Source organism: Aeromonas caviae (assembly GCF_000819785.1).
Classification (GTDB): domain Bacteria; phylum Pseudomonadota; class Gammaproteobacteria; order Enterobacterales; family Aeromonadaceae; genus Aeromonas; species Aeromonas caviae.
In genome coordinates this window covers 54,425-72,003 of the sequence record NZ_CDBK01000107.1, presented here as the reverse complement: position 1 = coordinate 72,003, position 17,579 = coordinate 54,425, and the positions used below count along the sequence as shown (strand labels likewise).

Here is a 17,579-nt window from a genome sequence, read left to right as displayed (position 1 = left end):
CCGCCAGTCAGGGCACCGGGGGCCACAACCCTAGGCAGGCCGCCCCCAATTCGGGTAACATGCACGGCACTGTATCATCCCAACAGGCACATAAAGAACGTATTATGGCAACTGATCCTCGTAGAATGCTGGTAACCTGCGCCCTCCCCTATGCCAACGGCTCCATCCATCTCGGCCACATGCTGGAACACATCCAGGCCGATATCTGGGTTCGTTATCAGCGAATGCGTGGCCATCAGGTGCATTTCGTCTGTGCCGACGATGCCCACGGCACGCCTATCATGCTCAAGGCGCAGCAGATGGGGATCTCGCCGGAAGAGATGATTGCCGCCGTCTCCCAGGAGCACCAGGGGGATTTTGCCGGTTTCAACATCAGCTTCGACAACTACCACTCCACCCACAGCGACGAGAACCGCGAGCTGGCGGGCGTGATCTATGGCCGCCTCAAAGAGTCCGGCAAAATCAAGATCCGCACCATCTCCCAACTGTTTGATCCGGAAAAATCCATGTTCCTGCCGGATCGCTTCGTCAAGGGCACCTGCCCCAAGTGCAAGTCCCCCGATCAGTACGGTGACAACTGCGACGCTTGCGGCGCCACCTACAGCCCGACCGAGCTGATTGATCCGAAATCCGCCGTCTCCGGTGCGACCCCGGTGATGAAGGACTCAGAACACTACTTCTTCGACCTGCCTCAGTTCGAAGCCTGGCTCGCCGACTGGGTACGCGGCTCCGGCGCCATCCAGGAAGAGATGGCCAACAAGATGCAAGAGTGGTTCGAAAGCGGCCTGCAGCAGTGGGACATCACCCGTGACGCCCCCTACTTCGGCTTCGAAATTCCCGGTGCCCCCGGCAAGTACTTCTATGTCTGGCTGGACGCCCCCATCGGCTACATGGCGTCGTTCAAGAACCTGTGCAACAAGCGCGGCGACATCGACTTCGACAGCTACTGGAAAGCGGACTCCGACGCCGAGCTCTATCACTTCATCGGCAAGGACATCGCCTACTTCCACTGCCTGTTCTGGCCAGCCATGCTGGAAGGCGCGAACTTCCGCAAGCCGACCAAGGTCAACGTGCACGGCTATGTGACCGTCAACGGCGCCAAGATGTCCAAGTCCAAGGGCACCTTCATCAAGGCGTCCACCTATCTCAAGCACCTGGATCCGGAGTGCCTGCGTTACTACTACGCTGCCAAGCTCAACAGCCGCATCGACGATCTGGACTTGAACCTCGAAGACTTCGTCTCCCGCGTCAACGCCGACGTGGTCAACAAGCTGGTCAACCTGGCCTCTCGCAACGCCGGCTTTATCGCCAAGCGTTTTGACGGCAAGCTGGCCACCACCTGCGCCGAGCCCGCACTCTACGCCGAGTTTGCCAACGCCAGCGCCAGCATCGCCGAAGCCTATGAAGCGCGCGAATTCAGCCGCGCCATCCGCGAGATCATGGCCCTGGCCGACAAGGCCAACCGCTATGTGGACGACAAGGCTCCCTGGGTCATCGCCAAGCAGGAAGGGGCGGATGCCGAGCTGCAAGCCGTCTGCTCCGTCGGCATCAACCTGTTCCGCGTGCTGATGGCCTACTTGAAGCCCGTCATGCCGCAACTGGCCGAGCGCGCCGAAGTCTTCCTTGGCGAAACCCTGACCTGGGATGGCATCGCCGCCCCTCTGGTCGACCACGGCGTCGCCCCCTTCAAGGCGCTCTTCTCCCGCATCGAGTCCGCCAAGGTGGATGCCATGGTGGAAGCGTCCAAGGAAGATCTCGCCAAGGAGCAGAGCAAGAAACCGGCAGGCCCCCTGGTGGACGATCCCATCAGCGAGACCATCACCTACGACGACTTTGCCAAGATTGACCTGCGGGTGGCGCTGATCAAGAAAGCCGAAGCGGTGCCGGAAGCCGAGAAGCTGCTGAAGTTGCAGCTGGACATCGGCGGCGAAACCCGTCAGGTCTTTGCCGGTATCAAGTCCGCCTACAACCCGGAAGATCTGGAAGGCAAGCTGACCGTGATGGTGGCCAACCTGGCCCCGCGCAAGATGCGCTTTGGTATGTCTGAAGGCATGGTGCTGGCGGCAGGTCCGGGTGGCAAGGATCTCTGGATCCTCGAGCCCCAGGAAGGTGCCCAGCCGGGCATGCGCGTGAAGTAAGCGCTGCCGCAGCCGTTAGCAACGAGGGAGGCCTCTGGCCTCCCTTTTATTTTCTCTCTTTCCTCCTCTTCTCCTGCTGATTGCGCCGTTGTGTGCTTTTCCTCCCCCCTTGGGCGCTTGTTGCTCTCGATCAATTTACCTAGACTGGCGATTCACTTCGGGCCCATGGCCCCATTCATCAGGCAAGGAGCAAGCATGATCACCTTATACGGCACCCCCATCAGCCGTGCCCTGCGCGTATCCTGGTTACTGGAAGAGCTGAACGTGGCATGGCAGTTCCAGTTTCTCGACTTCGCCAAGGGCGAGAACCGCAGCGACTGGTTCTTGACCCTCAACCCGAGCGGCAAAATGCCGGTGCTCAAGGACGGGGAGTTCGTGTTGACCGAGTCCGCCGCCATCATGCAGTACCTGGCCGAGGTATATGGCCCGAACTGGCTGCCGGCCAGAGGGACCCAGGCCTCGGCGCTGCACGCCCAGTGGATCAGTTTCATCACCTGCGAGCTGGAGCAGCCATTGTGGACCATCGGCAAGCACCGCTTCGCCCTGCCCGAGGCCCAGCGCCTGCCGGCCATCTTCCCCACCGCCAAGTGGGAGTTCGACAAGGCAGCGGCCATCGCCGAATCCTGGGTACCCGAGCAGGGTTACCTGCTGGGTGAGCAGGTAACCATCGCGGATCTGCTCCTGGCTCATACCCTGATGTGGGCCACCCGCTTCGAGCAGAGCATTCCCCCCAAACTCGCCGCCTATCGGGATCGCCTGGCCAAACGCCCAGCCCTGCAAACGGTGCTCGCCAAGACCCAGGCCATCGCCGACGCCGCCCAGGCAGGCTGACCCGCAGACAAGAGATCATCAATGCAAACGGGAGCCCGCAAGGCTCCCGTTATTGTGTGCAGGCGATGACCCTTGCCGCCTCCTCAGTTGGTGTGAAAACCGCTCCCCTTGGGCGGTAGCGCCACCTCATATTCCATTCGGGTCACCTCGGCGGTACGCGGGCCGTGCTCAAGCCAGCCCAGCATCATCTGTACCTTCTGTTCGGGACCGGCAATCAGGATCTCCACCGAGCCATCTTCCAGGTTGTAGGCATGCCCCCGCAGCCCCAGTTGCAGCGCCCGCTCCCGGGTGAAGTAGCGAAACCCCACCCCCTGAACCTGACCCCACACCCGCACGACAAACGATTGCTCTCCCATTTATCACACCTTTCCCTTAAGTAATTTTTCCCCGGGGCGATAATGAGCGCGACACTCTCTTCCCCTTGCAGGACGCAATACCATTATGAAAGAAGTAAAGTTTCGGTGGGTTGACCGTTATCTCATTCACCTCACGATCAGCGAGAAATTTCTCATCACCTTCTGGTGCCCCCTGGTGTTCATCGCCTTCCTCACCTGGTATCTGCTGGCCGACGGCCATGATCAGGCGATGCAGCTCAGAGTGGATCAGCTAAAAGGGCGGGTCGAGACCACGGCCCAGCTGGTGAGCCAGCAGCCGACCCTTACCCTACCCGCGGATCTCGTGCTGACGCCTGGCGCCGCCACCGGACTTAGCCAGCAGGGAGACATCTATCGCTATGGTGCCAGCGCAGGTCAGGCGGGCGTCGTCTCCGGCACCCTGGATACGAGTCAGTACGCCCTCTGGGATGGCCAGGGCACCACGCTCACCATCATCGCGGTGCTGGCCGCCCTGCTGGCCCTCATCACCCACTATCTGATGACCTTTGTCTCGGGGGCCCTCTACTCCACCAACAAGGCGTTGCAGACGGTGGCGAACGGCGATCTCACCTTCCGGCTCAACTTCTTCCCGGTACGGGACGAGTTCTCCATTCTGGCGGGCAGCATCGACACCTTCACCGACCGCCAGCACAAGATAGTGCAACTGGTGGAAGAGTCCGCCGATGCCCTTACCCTAGCCGCAGACGAATTTCGCGAGCATGCCAGCGACGGCGAGCAGCTTGCCCGCGCCCAGCGCCAGCACATGGACTCCCTTGCCGCCGCCATGGAGCAGATGTCCGCCGCCATCCGGGAAGTGGCCCGCAACGCCAACGACACCCTGCTGCAAACCCGCCAGTCCAGCGACGAGGCGACTCACGGGGCACAGCGGGTGGCACGTACCATTACCGCCATCCGCACCCTGGCAGACGAGATTGGCAATGCATCGGGCGCGGTCGAGCGGCTGACTCACAACGCCAATCGCATCAACGAAGTGGTCAACGTCATCAACGCCATCTCCCAGCAAACCAACCTGCTGGCCCTCAACGCCGCCATCGAGGCGGCCCGCGCTGGTGAACAGGGACGCGGCTTTGCGGTGGTGGCCGACGAGGTGCGCACCCTCGCCAGCCGCACCCAGCAGGCCACGGTGGAAATCCAGCAGATGATCGAGGAGCTCCAGGCCGGGACCGGGGCGCTGAACGACATCATGGAGAAGACGGTGGGGCGCGCCGCCGACAGCCAGCAGCTCATCACCGAGGTGGGCATGGACATCGAGCGGCTCAGCAACCACAGCGATGCGGTGCTGGAGATGAGCACCCAGATCGCCACCTCCAGCGAAGAGCAGAGTTCGGTGGCCGAGGAGATCACCCGCAACCTCGACAAGGTGCGCCACGAGGCAAGCCGGGTGGAGGAGTCCGCCAGCGCGGCGGTCGCCGGCACCACCGGCCTCAAGGGAACCGCCAATGAACTCGGTCAGGCGCTCACCGGCCTGCGGATCTGACCCCCTCCGGCAGGCCATCGTCCAGATGGCCTGCCATGTCTGGGCCAAGTGCTGGGGACGCGCGAAACAGCCCGTCCGACCCTGACCGCGTGAGGATGCACGGATCCCGGTAGACGCGGCTTGCGTGCCTACCCTCACAGCCCCTACTATATGCCCCCTTCTTTTCTACCATCGGCAACTACCCATGAGCGCTTCCATCTATCTCGTCAAAGGCCGCGAAAAATCCCTGCTGCGTCGCCACCCCTGGATCTTCTCCAAGGGCATTGAGCGGGTGCAGGGCAACCCCGTTGACGGCGATACCGTCGAGATCTTCACCCATGACGGCAAATGGCTCGCCCGTGGCGCCTGGTCCGGCAGCTCCCAGATCCGTGCCCGGGTCTGGACCTTCGACAAGGATGAGAGCGTCGATCTCGACTTCTTCATCCGTCGCCTCAAATATGCGCAGGAGTCCCGCGACGGGCTCATCAAACGTCAGGGCCTCACCGGTTATCGCCTCTGCGCCGCCGAATCCGACGGCCTGCCGGGTCTGACCATCGACCGTTACGCCGACTTCCTGGTGTGCCAAATTCTCTCTGCCGGCGCCGAGTTCCAGCGCGAGCTGATCACGCAAGCCCTGCGTACCCTCTACCCCGAGTGCAGCATCTATGAGCGCTCCGACGTGGCCGTGCGCAAGAAGGAAGGGCTGAAGGAGCGCACCGGCGTCATCCATGGCGAGACCCCGACCGACCCCGTGGTCATCGAGGAGAACGGCGGCGTCAAGATCCTGGTCGATATTCGTAACGGTCACAAGACGGGTTTCTATCTGGATCAGCGGGATAACCGCCTTGCCGCAGCGAAATACACTGAAGGCAAGCGGGTGCTCAACTGCTTCTGCTACACCGGCGGTTTCGGGGTCTATGCCCTCCAGGGCGGTGCCAAGGAGGTGGTCAACGTCGATCTCTCCCAGAATGCGCTGGACATCGCCCGCCAGAACGCCGAACTGAACGGTCTCGATACCAGCAACACCCAGTTCGTGCGTCACGACGTCTTCAAGCTCTTGCGCGAATATCGCGAGAAGGGCGAGAAGTTCGATGTCATCGTGCTGGACCCGCCCAAGTTTGCCGAGAGCAAGGCCCAGCTGCTGGGCGCCTGCCGCGGCTACAAGGACATCAACATGCTGGCCTTCCAGCTGCTGGCGCCGGGTGGCGTGCTCTTGACCTACTCCTGCTCCGGCCTGATGGAGCAGAGCCTGTTCCAGAAGATAGTGGCCGATGCTGCCCTCGATGCCGGCCGTGATGCCCAGATCCTGGAGCTCCTCTCCCAGGCATCCGATCACCCCATCGGCACCGCCTATCCGGAAGGCTTCTACCTCAAGGGGCTGGTGGTGCGCGCCCGCTAAGCCGAGCAGACCATGCTGACCACCCCTTGTTCCCGGTGCCAGATCCGGGCCAGGCTGGGTTCTACTAGTCATCAAAAAGCCCGCGATCAAAGCGGGCTTTTTTTATGCGGCCGCCAAAGAGACAACCTCCCCCCGACTTTGCCACCAACAGCGATTGCTGCCCCCATCCCTCCTCTTCGACTGACGACTGCCATCCTCAATCAAGAGTTGCCGCATCGTTAACCCGATTCTCATCTCTCTTTCACTACACAACCCACCAACAGAGACATGCCCGGCTTTTTTTTATGCAAAAGCATGAAATATTACGCATCAACATTAAAAAATTCTCGGGGAAATATCAGCCATAAACGCATACCCACTCATCCGAATGAATATTGCTGTTTTTTCTCTGCTGTTGATAACGCCATATCCTGTCCGCCTCGAACATTGTCTGGGCGACAGTGCCCCGCCCACCACAAATCATCCCGCTCAATCACGCGCTGGCGCGCCCAGCGGGAAGTAGTGACGAAATGGCCTCGCCTCCTCCACCACCCGCACGATGGAGGGATGATTGAGCAGACGGGCGCGATAGGCACGCAGGTGGCCATAGCCAGCCGGGATCTCGTGGGCCCAGTCGGCGTAGAAGAGCGAGGGGGCGGCGGCGCAATCGGCCAGCGTGAAGTCTGCGCCGGCAATCCAGTGGCGTCCTTCCAGTCGCTGATCAAGCCAGGGGTAGATCTGATTGAGCATCTCACGGGCCTCCGCTACGCCATAGCGGTCGCGATCCGCGGCCGGGCGCAGCGCATCCAGCACCACTTTTTGCATCGGCGTCATCACATAGTTGTCGAAGACGCGATCCAGCATATGCACCTCCAGACCCGCATCGCCGGGCGGGATCAGGCTGACGGGACCCGGATGGTGCGCCTGCAGATGGGCGACGATGGTGCTGCTCTCGAGGATGCAGCGACCATCATCCAGCAACACCGGGAAGCGCTTGAGTGGCCAGAGGGCGGCAAGTTCGGCGTTCGCCGCCGGCTCTTCGAGGTTCCGGTATTCGAACAGGGTGGCATTCTCGTAGAGAGCGATCAGCACTTTCTGGCTGTAGGACGAAAAGGGGTGGGCATAGAGTTTCATGAGGATGTTCCTGACGCTCAGAGGGATGACTTCCCTAGTCTAGATCCCCTCTCTATTTTCGATGCGTCCCTATCCCATGCTGGTTTTGGGATGATAAACGCCCATTCATGACGGCAATCACACCCGTATGGCTCTCTTTTAGGTAAGGTGATCCCGCCTGTGGCCGCCAAGCCGGGGCCGCCGACTCATCAGGGTTGATGAGCGGCACCACAACAAAAATTGATGTCAGGCCAAGCTGAACATCATCAAGGATCCCGTCATGAATCAATCATTGCCGCTGTTGACGCCGCTGCGGGGCATCGCTGCCCTGATGGTGGTGCTGTTCCATGCCCGCTTGCTGCTCTTTCCCCAGTGGATGGAGTCGATCGCCGGCCACACCCGACTCATCGAGAACGGCTACCTCTGGGTCGATCTCTTCTTTATCTTGAGCGGGCTGGTGCTGGCCCATGTCTATGGAGAGGCCTTCGCCCGCACGCCCCGCACCATTGGTTATGGCCGCTTCCTCTGGCTGCGGCTGACCCGGGTGTATCCCCTCTACCTGGTGACCCTGCTGCTGCTGGTTGGCTGGGAGCTCTACAAGGCCCACCACGGGATTGGCTTCTACGCCGGCCCCCTGTTCAAGATGTGGGAGTGGGAGGGGATGCCTCCTTTTGGTTCCCCCTTCACCCCCGCCGAGGCACTGCCAAGCGCCTTCCTGCTGCTGCAGGTGGTAACGGATCACGGATTGACCTGGAACTTCGCCGCCTGGTCGCTCAGCGTGGAGTGGATTAGCTATCTGCTGTTTCCGCTGCTCATTCCGCTCGCCGTCACCCGCAGCCGCTGGAGCAACCTCGCCCCCTTGCTGGCCCTGACAGTGCTGGCCTTTATCGTGCACAGCCGGGGTACCCTGGATGTCACCAGCGGGGCACTGGCCATCGGGCGCGGGGTGAGTGAATTCGTGCTCGGCCTCTGGCTGCTGCCGAAGGTGAAGGCTGCCCGCCAGTGGCCCATGATGCAGCAAGATCTGCCGCTGCTGCTCGCCTTTTTGCTCCCCTTCGCACTGATGCAGTTCACCATGACGCCGTTGTTGACCCTGCTACTGATCAGCGCCTATGTATTGCTGATCTGGATTGCCGCTGCCCAGGGTGATCGCCAGAGCCCGCTGCTGCGCCTCCTGGACAACCACTTCACCAACTGGCTGGGGGATCTCTCCTACTCCATCTACCTGCTCCACGCCCTGGTGTTGCTCACCGGCTGCGAGCTTGTCCACTCTCTGGCGCCGGGGCTCACCGCGTGGTGGTACGCCCAGACCAACCCCTTGCTGGGGGTGCTGGCCACCCTGTTGATGCTCGCCGTGCTGATCGGGCTCTCGGCGCTGAGCTACACCCTGCTGGAGCGGCCGCTGCAACGGCGACTGCGCCGGCTAGGCAAGGCGCCCCAACCAGTGATGGAGCAAGCTGGCTAGTTTCCGTCGCCACATGCTGCCCCGATGCAAGACCGACACGCCGTCGGGGCGGCTCAAAGTGGGACTAGCCTGAGCAAGGCGAAGAGTACGGCTCTTTTTGAACCCGACAATCCCCTGCGCTTTGTGTGAATTCCCGTTCGAACCAGAGCGGCCATTTGTGGCATAATGGCCCGTCCTGTGGTCCTTGGCGGGGCTTCGCCGGCGCATCCTTGCCCTCCTCCTGTCCTGCCAGGCAGCCTGACATCACTGTGTTCACAGGCCGCCAGGGCCACCCTATTTTTGCGCGCACATTTGACGGCGCCGCAGCAGTTATTGGCACACACAAGTCTGCCCACACAAGGGGAAAGCATGTCTTCCATTCGTCTGACCCAATACAGCCACGGCGCTGGCTGTGGTTGCAAAATCTCCCCCAAGGTGCTCGACACCATCTTGAAGAGCCAGATCCCGGGCTTTGACGACCCCACCCTGGTGGTCGGCAACAGCAGCAAAGATGACGCCGCCGTGGTCGACATCGGCAACGGCCAGGGCATCGTCTCCACCACCGACTTCTTCATGCCCATCGTCGACGATCCCTTCACCTTCGGTCGCATCGCCGCCACCAATGCCATCAGCGACATCTATGCCATGGGCGGCAAGCCCATCGTCGCCATCGCCATCCTCGGCTGGCCCATCAACACGCTGGCGCCGGAAGTGGCCCAGCAGGTGATCGACGGCGGCCGCCAGGTGTGTCACGAGGCGGGTATCTCGCTCGCCGGTGGCCACAGCATCGACGCCCCCGAGCCCATCTTTGGTCTTGCGGTGACCGGTATCGTGCCACTCGACGCCATCAAGCAGAATGACACCGCCCAGGCGGGCGACACCCTCTATCTGACCAAACCCCTTGGCATCGGCATCCTCACCACCGCCCAGAAGAAGGGCAAGCTCAAGCCCGAGCATGAACAACTGGCCCCGGATGCCATGTGCACCCTCAACAAGATTGGCCAGCGCTTCGCCGCCCTCCCCGGCGTGCACGCCATGACCGACGTGACCGGTTTTGGACTGGCAGGCCACCTGCTGGAGATGTGCGAAGGTTCCGGCGTCAGTGCCCGTCTGGACTTCAAGGCGCTGCCGCTGCTGGACGAGGTGGATTATTACCTGAGTGAGGGCTGCGTACCGGGCGGTACCCTGCGCAACTTCGACTCCTATGGTGACAAGCTGGGCACCATGGATGATCGCACCCGCAACATCCTGTGCGACCCGCAGACCAGCGGCGGCCTGCTGGTAGCCGTCGGTAAAGAAAGTGAAGCCGAGCTCCTTGCCATTGCCGCACAGGCAGGGCTGACCCTCTCTCCCATCGGCCAGTTGCAGGCCCGCACCGGCAACCAGTTCATCGAGGTTGTCCAATGAGTGCCCTGCCACTGGCCACGGATTACGCCCGGATCTTTCTGGATGAGGTTCCACTCATCGATCTGCGCGCCCCCGTCGAGTTCAAGGAAGGGGCCTTTCCCACCGCCGTCAGCCTGCCGCTGATGACTGACGAGGAACGTGCCCGGGTCGGTACCTGTTACAAGCAGGAGGGACAGGCCGCAGCCATCACCCTGGGCCATCAACTGGTAGGTGGCGCGGTGCGCGCCGCGCGCATGGAAGGCTGGCTGGCCAGGTTGCGCCAGCAACCCGACGCCCTGCTCTACTGTTTTCGCGGCGGCCTGCGCTCGCAAACCGTACAACAGTGGCTGGCCGAGGCCGGCGTCACCCGCCCCCGGGTCGCGGGCGGCTACAAGGCGCTGCGCCACTTTCTCATCGACACCCAGGCGAAGGCCAGTGCAGAGTGCGACTGGACCGTGCTGACCGGCATGACCGGCTCCGGCAAGACCCACATGCTGGCGCACATCACCCAGGCGGTGGATCTGGAAGGGCACGCCCGTCACAGGGGGTCGTCGTTTGGCCAACTGCCGGGTGGGCAACCCGGCAACATCGACTTCGAAAATCGGCTTGCCATCGAGCTGCTTCAGCGTCGCAACCGGGGGGAGTCACAGTTTGTACTGGAAGACGAGAGCCGTCTCATCGGTCGCTGCGCCCTGCCACTCAACCTTTATGAGGCCATGTGCCGGGCTCCTCTGGTGGTGGTGGAGGTGCCGCAGGAGGCACGGGCCGAGCAGATCCGCACCGATTACGTGCAAGATCTCTGGCTGCGCTATCTGGAGTTCCATGGGCCAGATGCAGGCTGGCCGCTGTTTGCCGGCTACCTCACCGACGCCATGGCCAGGCTCAAGCGCCGACTCGGGGACAAGGATTATCGCGAACTCGATGGGTTGTTGCAGGCCGCCCTCAGGGAACAGGCCCAGAGCGGGGACACCCGCGCCCATCTGGTCTGGATCAGGCTGCTGCTGACTCGCTACTATGACCCCATGTACCGCTATCAGCTGGACAACAAGCGCGAGCGGATCCTGTTTCGTGGTGACAAGGAGGCCTGCCTCGCCTTCTTCGCCAAACGCCCCCCCCTTCAGACCCCTCAGGAGAGTCCCACATGTTGAAGTTCGAGGTGATCCCGGTCACCCAGTTCGCCCAGAATTGTTCTCTTATCTGGTGTGACGAGACCCGCCAGGCTGCCCTCGTCGATCCCGGCGGCGAGGCGGACAAGCTGCTGGCCGCCATTGCCAAACGGGGGCTGACCCTCACCCATATCCTGCTGACCCACGGCCATCTGGATCACGTGGGCGCCGCCGCCGAGCTGCGCGAGAGAACCGGTGTCGCCATTACCGGCCCCCACAAGGAGGATGCCTTCTGGCTCGATATCCTGCCCCAGCAGAGCCAGATGTTCGGCTTTGCCCATACTCCGGCCTTTACACCGGATAGCTGGCTCGAACAGGGTGACAAGGTACAGGTTGGCAAATGCGAGCTGGAGGTCTATTTCTGTCCGGGCCACACTCCGGGCCACATCGTACTGCTCTGCCAGGCAGAACGCCTCGCCTGGGTGGGGGATGTGCTCTTTGCCGGCAGCATAGGCCGCACCGATTTCCCGCGCGGGGATCACGGGACGCTGATCAAGTCGATTACCGAGACCCTGCTGCCGCTCGGGGATGAGATCGTCTTCATTCCGGGCCATGGCCCGAGCTCCACCTTTGGTCACGAACGGGCCAGCAATCCCTATCTGACCCAGCCCATCTGGTAATCCCCCCGCTCCTCGCGGGCATCCCATTGCGCCTTGAGGCGCAAGATCTCCGGCATGATCTCGAGAAAACGGGAGAGCAGCCGGGGATCGAAGTGCTGGCCGGAGCCATCGCGCATGGTGGCCAGCACCCGGTCCAGGGGCCAGGGCTCTTTGTAGGGACGACGCACGCTCAGGGCGTCAAAGACGTCGGCGATCGCCACGATCCGCGACGCCTCGGGGATCCCCTCGCCGATCTCGCCGGCGGGATAGCCCGAGCCGTCCCATTTCTCGTGGTGGTGCAGGGCAATCTCCGCCGCCATGCGAAAAATGGGGGCATCGGATCGCCTCAGGATCTCGTAACCGATACGCGGGTGACTTCGCATGATGACCCACTCCTCCTCGGTGAGGGGGCCAGGCTTCTTGAGGATGTGATCGGGGATACCAATCTTGCCCATGTCGTGCATGGGGGCCGCCAGCTCCAGCAGATCCGACTGCTCCGGGCTCCAGCCAGCCGCATCAGCCAGGGCCCGGGCGTATGCGGCCATGCGCCAGATATGCACCCCGGTGTCGGTGTCGTTGTAGTGGCCCGCCTCGCTCAGCATGACGATGGCGGTGCGATAGCTGCACTCAAGCTGATCGAGGCGCACCAGGGAGAGATGATTGCGCACCCGGGCACGCACCGTGCTCGGACAGACCGGCTTGTAGATATAATCCACTCCGCCCGCCTCGAACCCCTGGCTCTCGCTGTCTGCGTTGTCGCTCGCGGTGATAAAGAGCACCGGGATCCCGGCATGAGCCGGATCGGCCTTGAGCCGACGGCACACCTCGTAACCATCCATGTCGGGCATGCGCACGTCCAGCAGGATAAGTGCCGGCTCGTGACGCCCCACGGCGGCCAACCCCTCCTCTCCCCCTTTGGCAAAGAAGAGGTTGTACTCCTCTTTGAGGATTTGCCGCAGCAACCCGAGGTTGCTCGGCTCGTCGTCGATGATCAACACGCGCGGTCGACTCATGGCGCAGGTTCCTCCCGATCCTCCAGATAATCCTCCAGCTTGCGGGTGGCGAACGGGATATCGAACAGCTCCAGGGCTGCACTTATTTCGCTCACCAGCTCGCAAGGCAAGTGACTCCTTGCCTGGCTCAGCGCCGGCTCAATCAGATCCAGATCCTCGCTCACCAGGGCCTGATGCAGGGCGTGCAGGCAGACCTCCCGCGCTTCCCCCTGGGCCAGCGGGGAACTGACCGCGCCCGGCTCGCGCCCGGCATAGGTATCGATGGAGTGTTGTGCCCGCTCCAGGGCCTCGAGGAAGGGTGCGATGAGCTGGCTGGTGTCGCTCCCCTGCTCGATGGCCTCGTTCAACTCGGCACTGATACGCGCCACATCGGTGAGCGACAGGCTGCCCGCCACCCCCTTGATCTTGTGGGTCAGACTCGCGGCCGCATCGGTCTCGTGCTGGGCGATGTAACCCGGCAACACGGTACCGACCGTCATGTAGTCATCGCGAAAACGCCGCAGGTATTTGAGGTAGACAGAGGCTTCACCCCAGTTGCGCAGTCCGGTATCAATATCGATGCCGGCCACCGGCTCGTGGGGGAGTAGCTCGTCGTTCACGGTGAGCGGCAGGACAACGTCCGGCAGATAACGCAGCAAGGTCGCGATGAGCTGCTCCACATCGAGCGGCTTGGCGATGAAGTCGTTCATGCCAGAGGCCAATGCCGCCTCCCGCTGATCCTTGAATACCCCTGCGGTGAGAGCCAGCACGGGAGTCTCCTCCCGCCCCGGCAGCAGGCGCAGGCGACGGGTCGCCTCGTAGCCATCCATCACCGGCATCTGCACATCCATGAGCACCAGATCGATGCGCCGGGCCGGATCTGCCAGGCAGGCCAGGGCTCGCTCCCCGTCGATGGCGGTGATCACCTCGGCCCCCTCCCGTTGCAGCAAGCGGGTCGCCACCTCCAGGTTGATGTCGCTGTCATCCACCAGCAGTATGTGCACGCCCGGCAGGCGCAGACGGCGCTGACCACTCTCAAGGGGCTCCACATGCTCGCGCTTCTCGTGGATGAGACGCGCCACCGCATTGTAAAGACTGGAGCCGGTGACCGGTTTGTGCAGCACTAGATCCACTTGCTCCGAGCCGGGGCAGTGCATCAGTTCATCCTGGGAATAGGCGGTCGCCATGATGATGATGGGTGAACGCTCCTGCTGCTCGAAGGCGCGGCGAATGGCCAGGCAGGTCTCGAGCCCGTCCATCCCCGGCATGATCCAGTCGAGCAGGATCACGTCGAAACGCTCCCCCTGGCGCAGCAGATGGTGCAGCGCCTGCTCACCGGACTCCACCACCCGCGACTGCCATCCGAGGGAACCCACCGTCATCGACAGGGCGTCGCGGGTCACCTGATTGTCGTCGGCGATGAGCAGCGAGATGTGCTGCAGACGCTCGTTCAAGGCCTCGGGCCGCTCCACCTGCTCCAGCCGGACGCGGAACCAGAATTCGCTCCCCTTGCCAAGCTCGCTGGTGACGCCGATGTCCCCCCCCATCAGGTTCACCAGACGGCGACTGATGGTCAGACCAAGCCCGGTACCCCCGAAGCGGCGGCTGGTGGAGGAGTCTGCCTGGGAGAAGGCATTGAAAATGTTGGCCTGCTGCTCGGGGGGAATGCCGATCCCGGTGTCGCGCACCCGAAACAGCAAGGTGGCCATGCCGTCTTGCTCTGCTTCCAGCACGACCTTGACCTCCACCTCGCCGCGTTCGGTAAACTTGATGGCATTGCCGGTCAGGTTGAGCAACACCTGCTCGAGGCGCAGGGCGTCCCCAATCAGATGGGAAACCGGCTCGGGGGCACTGCTCACCACCAGTTCGAGGTGCTTCTGGCCAACGCAGGTGGACATGATGGCCGCCACGTGATCGAGCACCTCTTCCAGACTGAATGGCACCCGCTCAAGCTCGAGCCGACCCGACTCAATCTTGGAGAAATCAAGGATGTCGTTGATGATCCCGAGCAGCGCCTGCCCGGCCTGGTGGATTTTGCGCACCAGGGCATGCTGACCATCGTCGAGCCCTCCCTGTTCGAGCAGGTAGGTCAGCCCCATGATGGCGTTCATGGGGGTGCGGATCTCGTGGCTCATGTTGGCGATGAAATCACCTTTGACCTGTGCCAACCTGGCCGCTTCCTGCTGGGCCAGTTGCTCCTTGTGCCTGCTGCGCACCAGTGCAGCCACACCGGCACCAAACAACAGCAGCAGCACGGCGCTGGCGGCCAATATGATCCCCCAGATATGAGTGCGAATGGCCTGCAGCTCGCTGTGCGGCACCAGGGACGCGGCTTTCCAGATCAGCTGATCATGATTCTGTGCCGGGTACAGGGTGGTCCAGCTCCAGAGCCCGTCGGCAGACTCCATCTGGCCGTTTGATGCGTCCCAGAACGCCTGCCAGGCCTGGGGGGAAGTGTACTTCAGGGTGAGATCCGGGCGCTCGAGCATGAAGCCCCACTCCCGGGATGGGTCCGGGCTGCGCAGCCAGTATCCGTCCTGGTTGAACAGCATGGTGTGATCGGCTGCCTTGCCACTGCTGTCGGCAAACTCCTTGAGCATACGGGCAGCCTGGACGTTGATAAGCAGCAAACCAAGATCACGCCCCCCAAGGCGCAGACGCTTGGCAATGCGGATCATGGGGTTGAAGGGGCGATCGATCACCCCGTGTTCAACGTTGAGATCGAGCGGCGAGACGTAGACCCGCTCCCAGGGCAGCGCCATGGCATCACGAAAGTAGTAACGATCCCCCTTGTTCTGCAACTGGTCGTCCGCCACCCGCCACAGACGCTGACCCTGACGATCGATGCGCACTAGCTCCATGCCATCCGGGGCAAGCCAACGCACCTGGGCATAGTCGGGATTGCGGTTCATTAGGATGGTGAACTGGACGGCCAGGGTCTCACGGTCATTGCGACCCGCCGCTTCGAGCAGGATGGGTTCTTCCGACATGCTGCGCACATGGCGCAGTGGCACCGCCAGCTCGCCGTCAAGGCGGCCGCTGGCAAGCGCCAGGAAGGTGTTCTCATCGCTGCGAACGCGATAGAGCTCGCGCTCGATCAGTGCATTGCCAAGCAGATAACCACCCGCCAGGACCAGCAGCAGAATAGGTGAAAACAGCAGGATATATGTCCGTACGATTCCCTTCATAACGGTCAACATCGCCCCGAAAAATGGACTTGTCCGAGTACTTCTTGAACATCAGAGCACCACAACACGTGTCCTGCTGTCAATCATGCCTACAAGTAAAGACCAATAGTGCTGTTTGAGTATTTTATTTTCCCGGAAAAAATGCTGTAAAAACAAAGAGGCCACCCGATTGGGTGGCCTCTTCACAGGAAAGTTCGTTGTCAATTAGACACGAACGAAATCCAGGTGAACCAGCTTGTAGCGAACCGGGTGACGCTGGATAGCCTTCACGTTCACTTTGACTTCTTCACCGTTGATGACCAGGGTCAGCTCGGAGGAGTAGAACTCCGGCTTCTCTTGGGCCAGGATCAGTTTTTTGTGGTCCAGGGTAACGGACACGGCTTCTTTGCCTGCACCGTAAACGATGGCAGGAACCAGGTCAGCATGACGCAGGCGGCGGCTCGCACCTTTCCCCAGGTCAGAACGGACTTCAGCTTGGAATACGAAAGACATAGTGATTATCTCTTTTAAGATGAATGTATGGTGTTGACTGCGACCGGTCAGCACCTCGCAAAACGAGCGCGAATACTAGCACGGGCCCGGAGGGGATACAAGGAAAGAACCCGCGTCACTCCTCTTTGGCCAAGAGGCACTCCACCACGCCTCTCGCCATCCCCTAACGCCCCTGCTCCAGACGGGCAAACTGCTGCTGTCGCTGGGCCGGGCTCAGGGCATCGAATTGCGCCAGAGTCTGCGCTGTGGGGCAATAGAGGCGCAGCCCGGCCTGCACCCGGATTCCTTTGACCATCCTGTCACGATTTTCCTGTACCAGCGCCAGCAGATAGCTGTAAGTATCCGAACCGCCGGCCTCTTTTGACTGAAGCTGGCTTGCGATACGCCACAGGGTCTCTCCCGCCGCCACCTGATGACAAACCCGCGATGCCTCCCCTGCCGCCGTGGCGGAAAGAGTCAGGGTCGTCGGCTCAGGGGCAGACCCTGTGGCGGCCATGGGCTGCGCATCCCCCTGTCTTGCCAAAGCCTGGGTGGGGACTCCCTGCCCCCCCAGCCGTGCGAGCAAGGGCTCCTCCAGGGGCATCCGCGCTTTCCTATCCCGGGGCAGGGAGAACTCGGCGACAAAGGCGACTGCGCCCGGGACTTCGAACGAGGGGGCCGAGGAGGCGGTGTGCGGTACTGATTGGTGGGGAGCCATGCCATAGGCCATCTCATCGATGCGCTTTAGCCTGGCCAGGTAAGCCTTGGAGAGCTGGGCCTCCCCTTCGAACAGATCGAAGGGGGGCACCAGCCGGGCAGGAAAGAGGATCTGCCAGCGGCCGTTCTTCTTTCTCTGTTCAAGAGGGGGAAACTGATTGCCCCGCCAGGCCGCAAAAATGGGCGGCACGGGGCGCTGCACCGGATAGTACTCCGGGTTGAGCTGCACCCAGGTTTGTTCCGCAATGGGTTGATACCCGCTGATGTTGACCAGTGCCACCCCCAACCAGATCCCCAGCATATGA

At 62.0% G+C, this 17,579-nt stretch carries 14 protein-coding genes; 8 read left to right on the top strand and 6 right to left on the bottom strand.

The window, feature by feature from the left end; all coding sequences use genetic code 11:
• Window positions 1–104: 104 nt before the first annotated feature.
• On the top strand, window positions 105–2,138 hold the full coding sequence (metG, locus tag BN1120_RS19475) for a methionine--tRNA ligase (RefSeq protein ID WP_042017633.1): 2,034 nt from the start codon (window positions 105–107) through the stop codon (window positions 2,136–2,138).
• A 195-nt stretch (window positions 2,139–2,333) separates the two neighbouring features.
• The gene (locus BN1120_RS19470) at window positions 2,334–2,969 is read left to right on the top strand and encodes a glutathione S-transferase family protein (protein WP_042017632.1); all 636 of its coding nucleotides are present in this window, start codon (window positions 2,334–2,336) and stop codon (window positions 2,967–2,969) included.
• Window positions 2,970–3,052: 83 nt separating this feature from the next.
• Here BN1120_RS19470 and BN1120_RS19465 read toward each other — a convergent pair whose 3' ends face one another.
• Complete coding sequence (locus BN1120_RS19465) at window positions 3,053–3,325, bottom strand: acylphosphatase (protein WP_042017631.1); 273 nt, start codon at window positions 3,323–3,325, stop codon at window positions 3,053–3,055.
• Between the two features lie 85 nt (window positions 3,326–3,410).
• Between BN1120_RS19465 and BN1120_RS19460 the strand changes: the two genes are divergently transcribed.
• Both BN1120_RS19460 and BN1120_RS19455 read left to right on the top strand, forming a co-directional pair.
• Window positions 3,411–4,841, top strand: coding sequence for a methyl-accepting chemotaxis protein (locus BN1120_RS19460; RefSeq protein WP_042017629.1), 1,431 nt, complete (start codon window positions 3,411–3,413; stop codon window positions 4,839–4,841).
• Window positions 4,842–5,025: 184 nt separating this feature from the next.
• A complete protein-coding gene (locus BN1120_RS19455; RefSeq protein ID WP_039039155.1) occupies window positions 5,026–6,219 on the top strand; it encodes a class I SAM-dependent methyltransferase in 1,194 nt (397 codons plus the stop codon).
• Window positions 6,220–6,687: 468 nt separating this feature from the next.
• Here the strand turns inward: BN1120_RS19455 and BN1120_RS19450 are convergent, their stop codons facing one another.
• Window positions 6,688–7,332 carry a glutathione S-transferase family protein gene (locus tag BN1120_RS19450; protein WP_042017628.1) on the bottom strand — a complete coding sequence of 215 codons (645 nt, stop codon included), beginning with the start codon at window positions 7,330–7,332 and terminating at the stop codon, window positions 6,688–6,690.
• Between the two features lie 259 nt (window positions 7,333–7,591).
• Here BN1120_RS19450 and BN1120_RS19445 point away from each other — a divergent pair, with 259 nt between their 5' ends.
• The 4 genes from BN1120_RS19445 to BN1120_RS19430 all read left to right on the top strand — a co-directional run bounded on the left by BN1120_RS19445 (window position 7,592) and on the right by BN1120_RS19430 (window position 11,927).
• Entirely contained in the window at window positions 7,592–8,776 is a 1,185-nt protein-coding gene (locus BN1120_RS19445; protein WP_042017627.1) for an acyltransferase family protein, read from the top strand.
• Window positions 8,777–9,124: 348 nt separating this feature from the next.
• Window positions 9,125–10,162, top strand: a complete 1,038-nt coding sequence (gene selD, locus BN1120_RS19440) for a selenide, water dikinase SelD (RefSeq protein ID WP_042017626.1) — start codon at window positions 9,125–9,127, stop codon at window positions 10,160–10,162.
• The gene (gene mnmH, locus BN1120_RS19435; RefSeq protein ID WP_042017625.1) at window positions 10,159–11,289 is read left to right on the top strand and encodes a tRNA 2-selenouridine(34) synthase MnmH; all 1,131 of its coding nucleotides are present in this window, start codon (window positions 10,159–10,161) and stop codon (window positions 11,287–11,289) included. The genes selD and mnmH overlap by 4 nt, the downstream gene beginning before the upstream one ends.
• Complete coding sequence (locus tag BN1120_RS19430) at window positions 11,283–11,927, top strand: MBL fold metallo-hydrolase (RefSeq protein ID WP_042017624.1); 645 nt, start codon at window positions 11,283–11,285, stop codon at window positions 11,925–11,927. The genes mnmH and BN1120_RS19430 overlap by 7 nt, the downstream gene beginning before the upstream one ends.
• Here the strand turns inward: BN1120_RS19430 and BN1120_RS19425 are convergent.
• The 4 genes from BN1120_RS19425 to BN1120_RS19410 all read right to left on the bottom strand — a co-directional run bounded on the left by BN1120_RS19425 (window position 11,903) and on the right by BN1120_RS19410 (window position 17,575).
• On the bottom strand, window positions 11,903–12,919 hold the full coding sequence (locus BN1120_RS19425; RefSeq protein ID WP_042017623.1) for a response regulator: 1,017 nt from the start codon (window positions 12,917–12,919) through the stop codon (window positions 11,903–11,905). The genes BN1120_RS19430 and BN1120_RS19425 overlap by 25 nt on opposite strands.
• Window positions 12,916–16,086: a hybrid sensor histidine kinase/response regulator gene (locus BN1120_RS19420; RefSeq protein WP_042017621.1), complete on the bottom strand. Its 3,171-nt coding sequence runs from the start codon at window positions 16,084–16,086 to the stop codon at window positions 12,916–12,918. Before BN1120_RS19420 ends, BN1120_RS19425 begins: the two co-directional genes overlap by 4 nt.
• A 204-nt stretch (window positions 16,087–16,290) precedes the next feature.
• Entirely contained in the window at window positions 16,291–16,578 is a 288-nt protein-coding gene (rplY, locus tag BN1120_RS19415; RefSeq protein ID WP_010674717.1) for a 50S ribosomal protein L25, read from the bottom strand.
• Window positions 16,579–16,741: 163 nt separating this feature from the next.
• Complete coding sequence (locus BN1120_RS19410; protein ID WP_042017620.1) at window positions 16,742–17,575, bottom strand: hypothetical protein; 834 nt, start codon at window positions 17,573–17,575, stop codon at window positions 16,742–16,744.
• Window positions 17,576–17,579 lie beyond the last annotated feature (4 nt).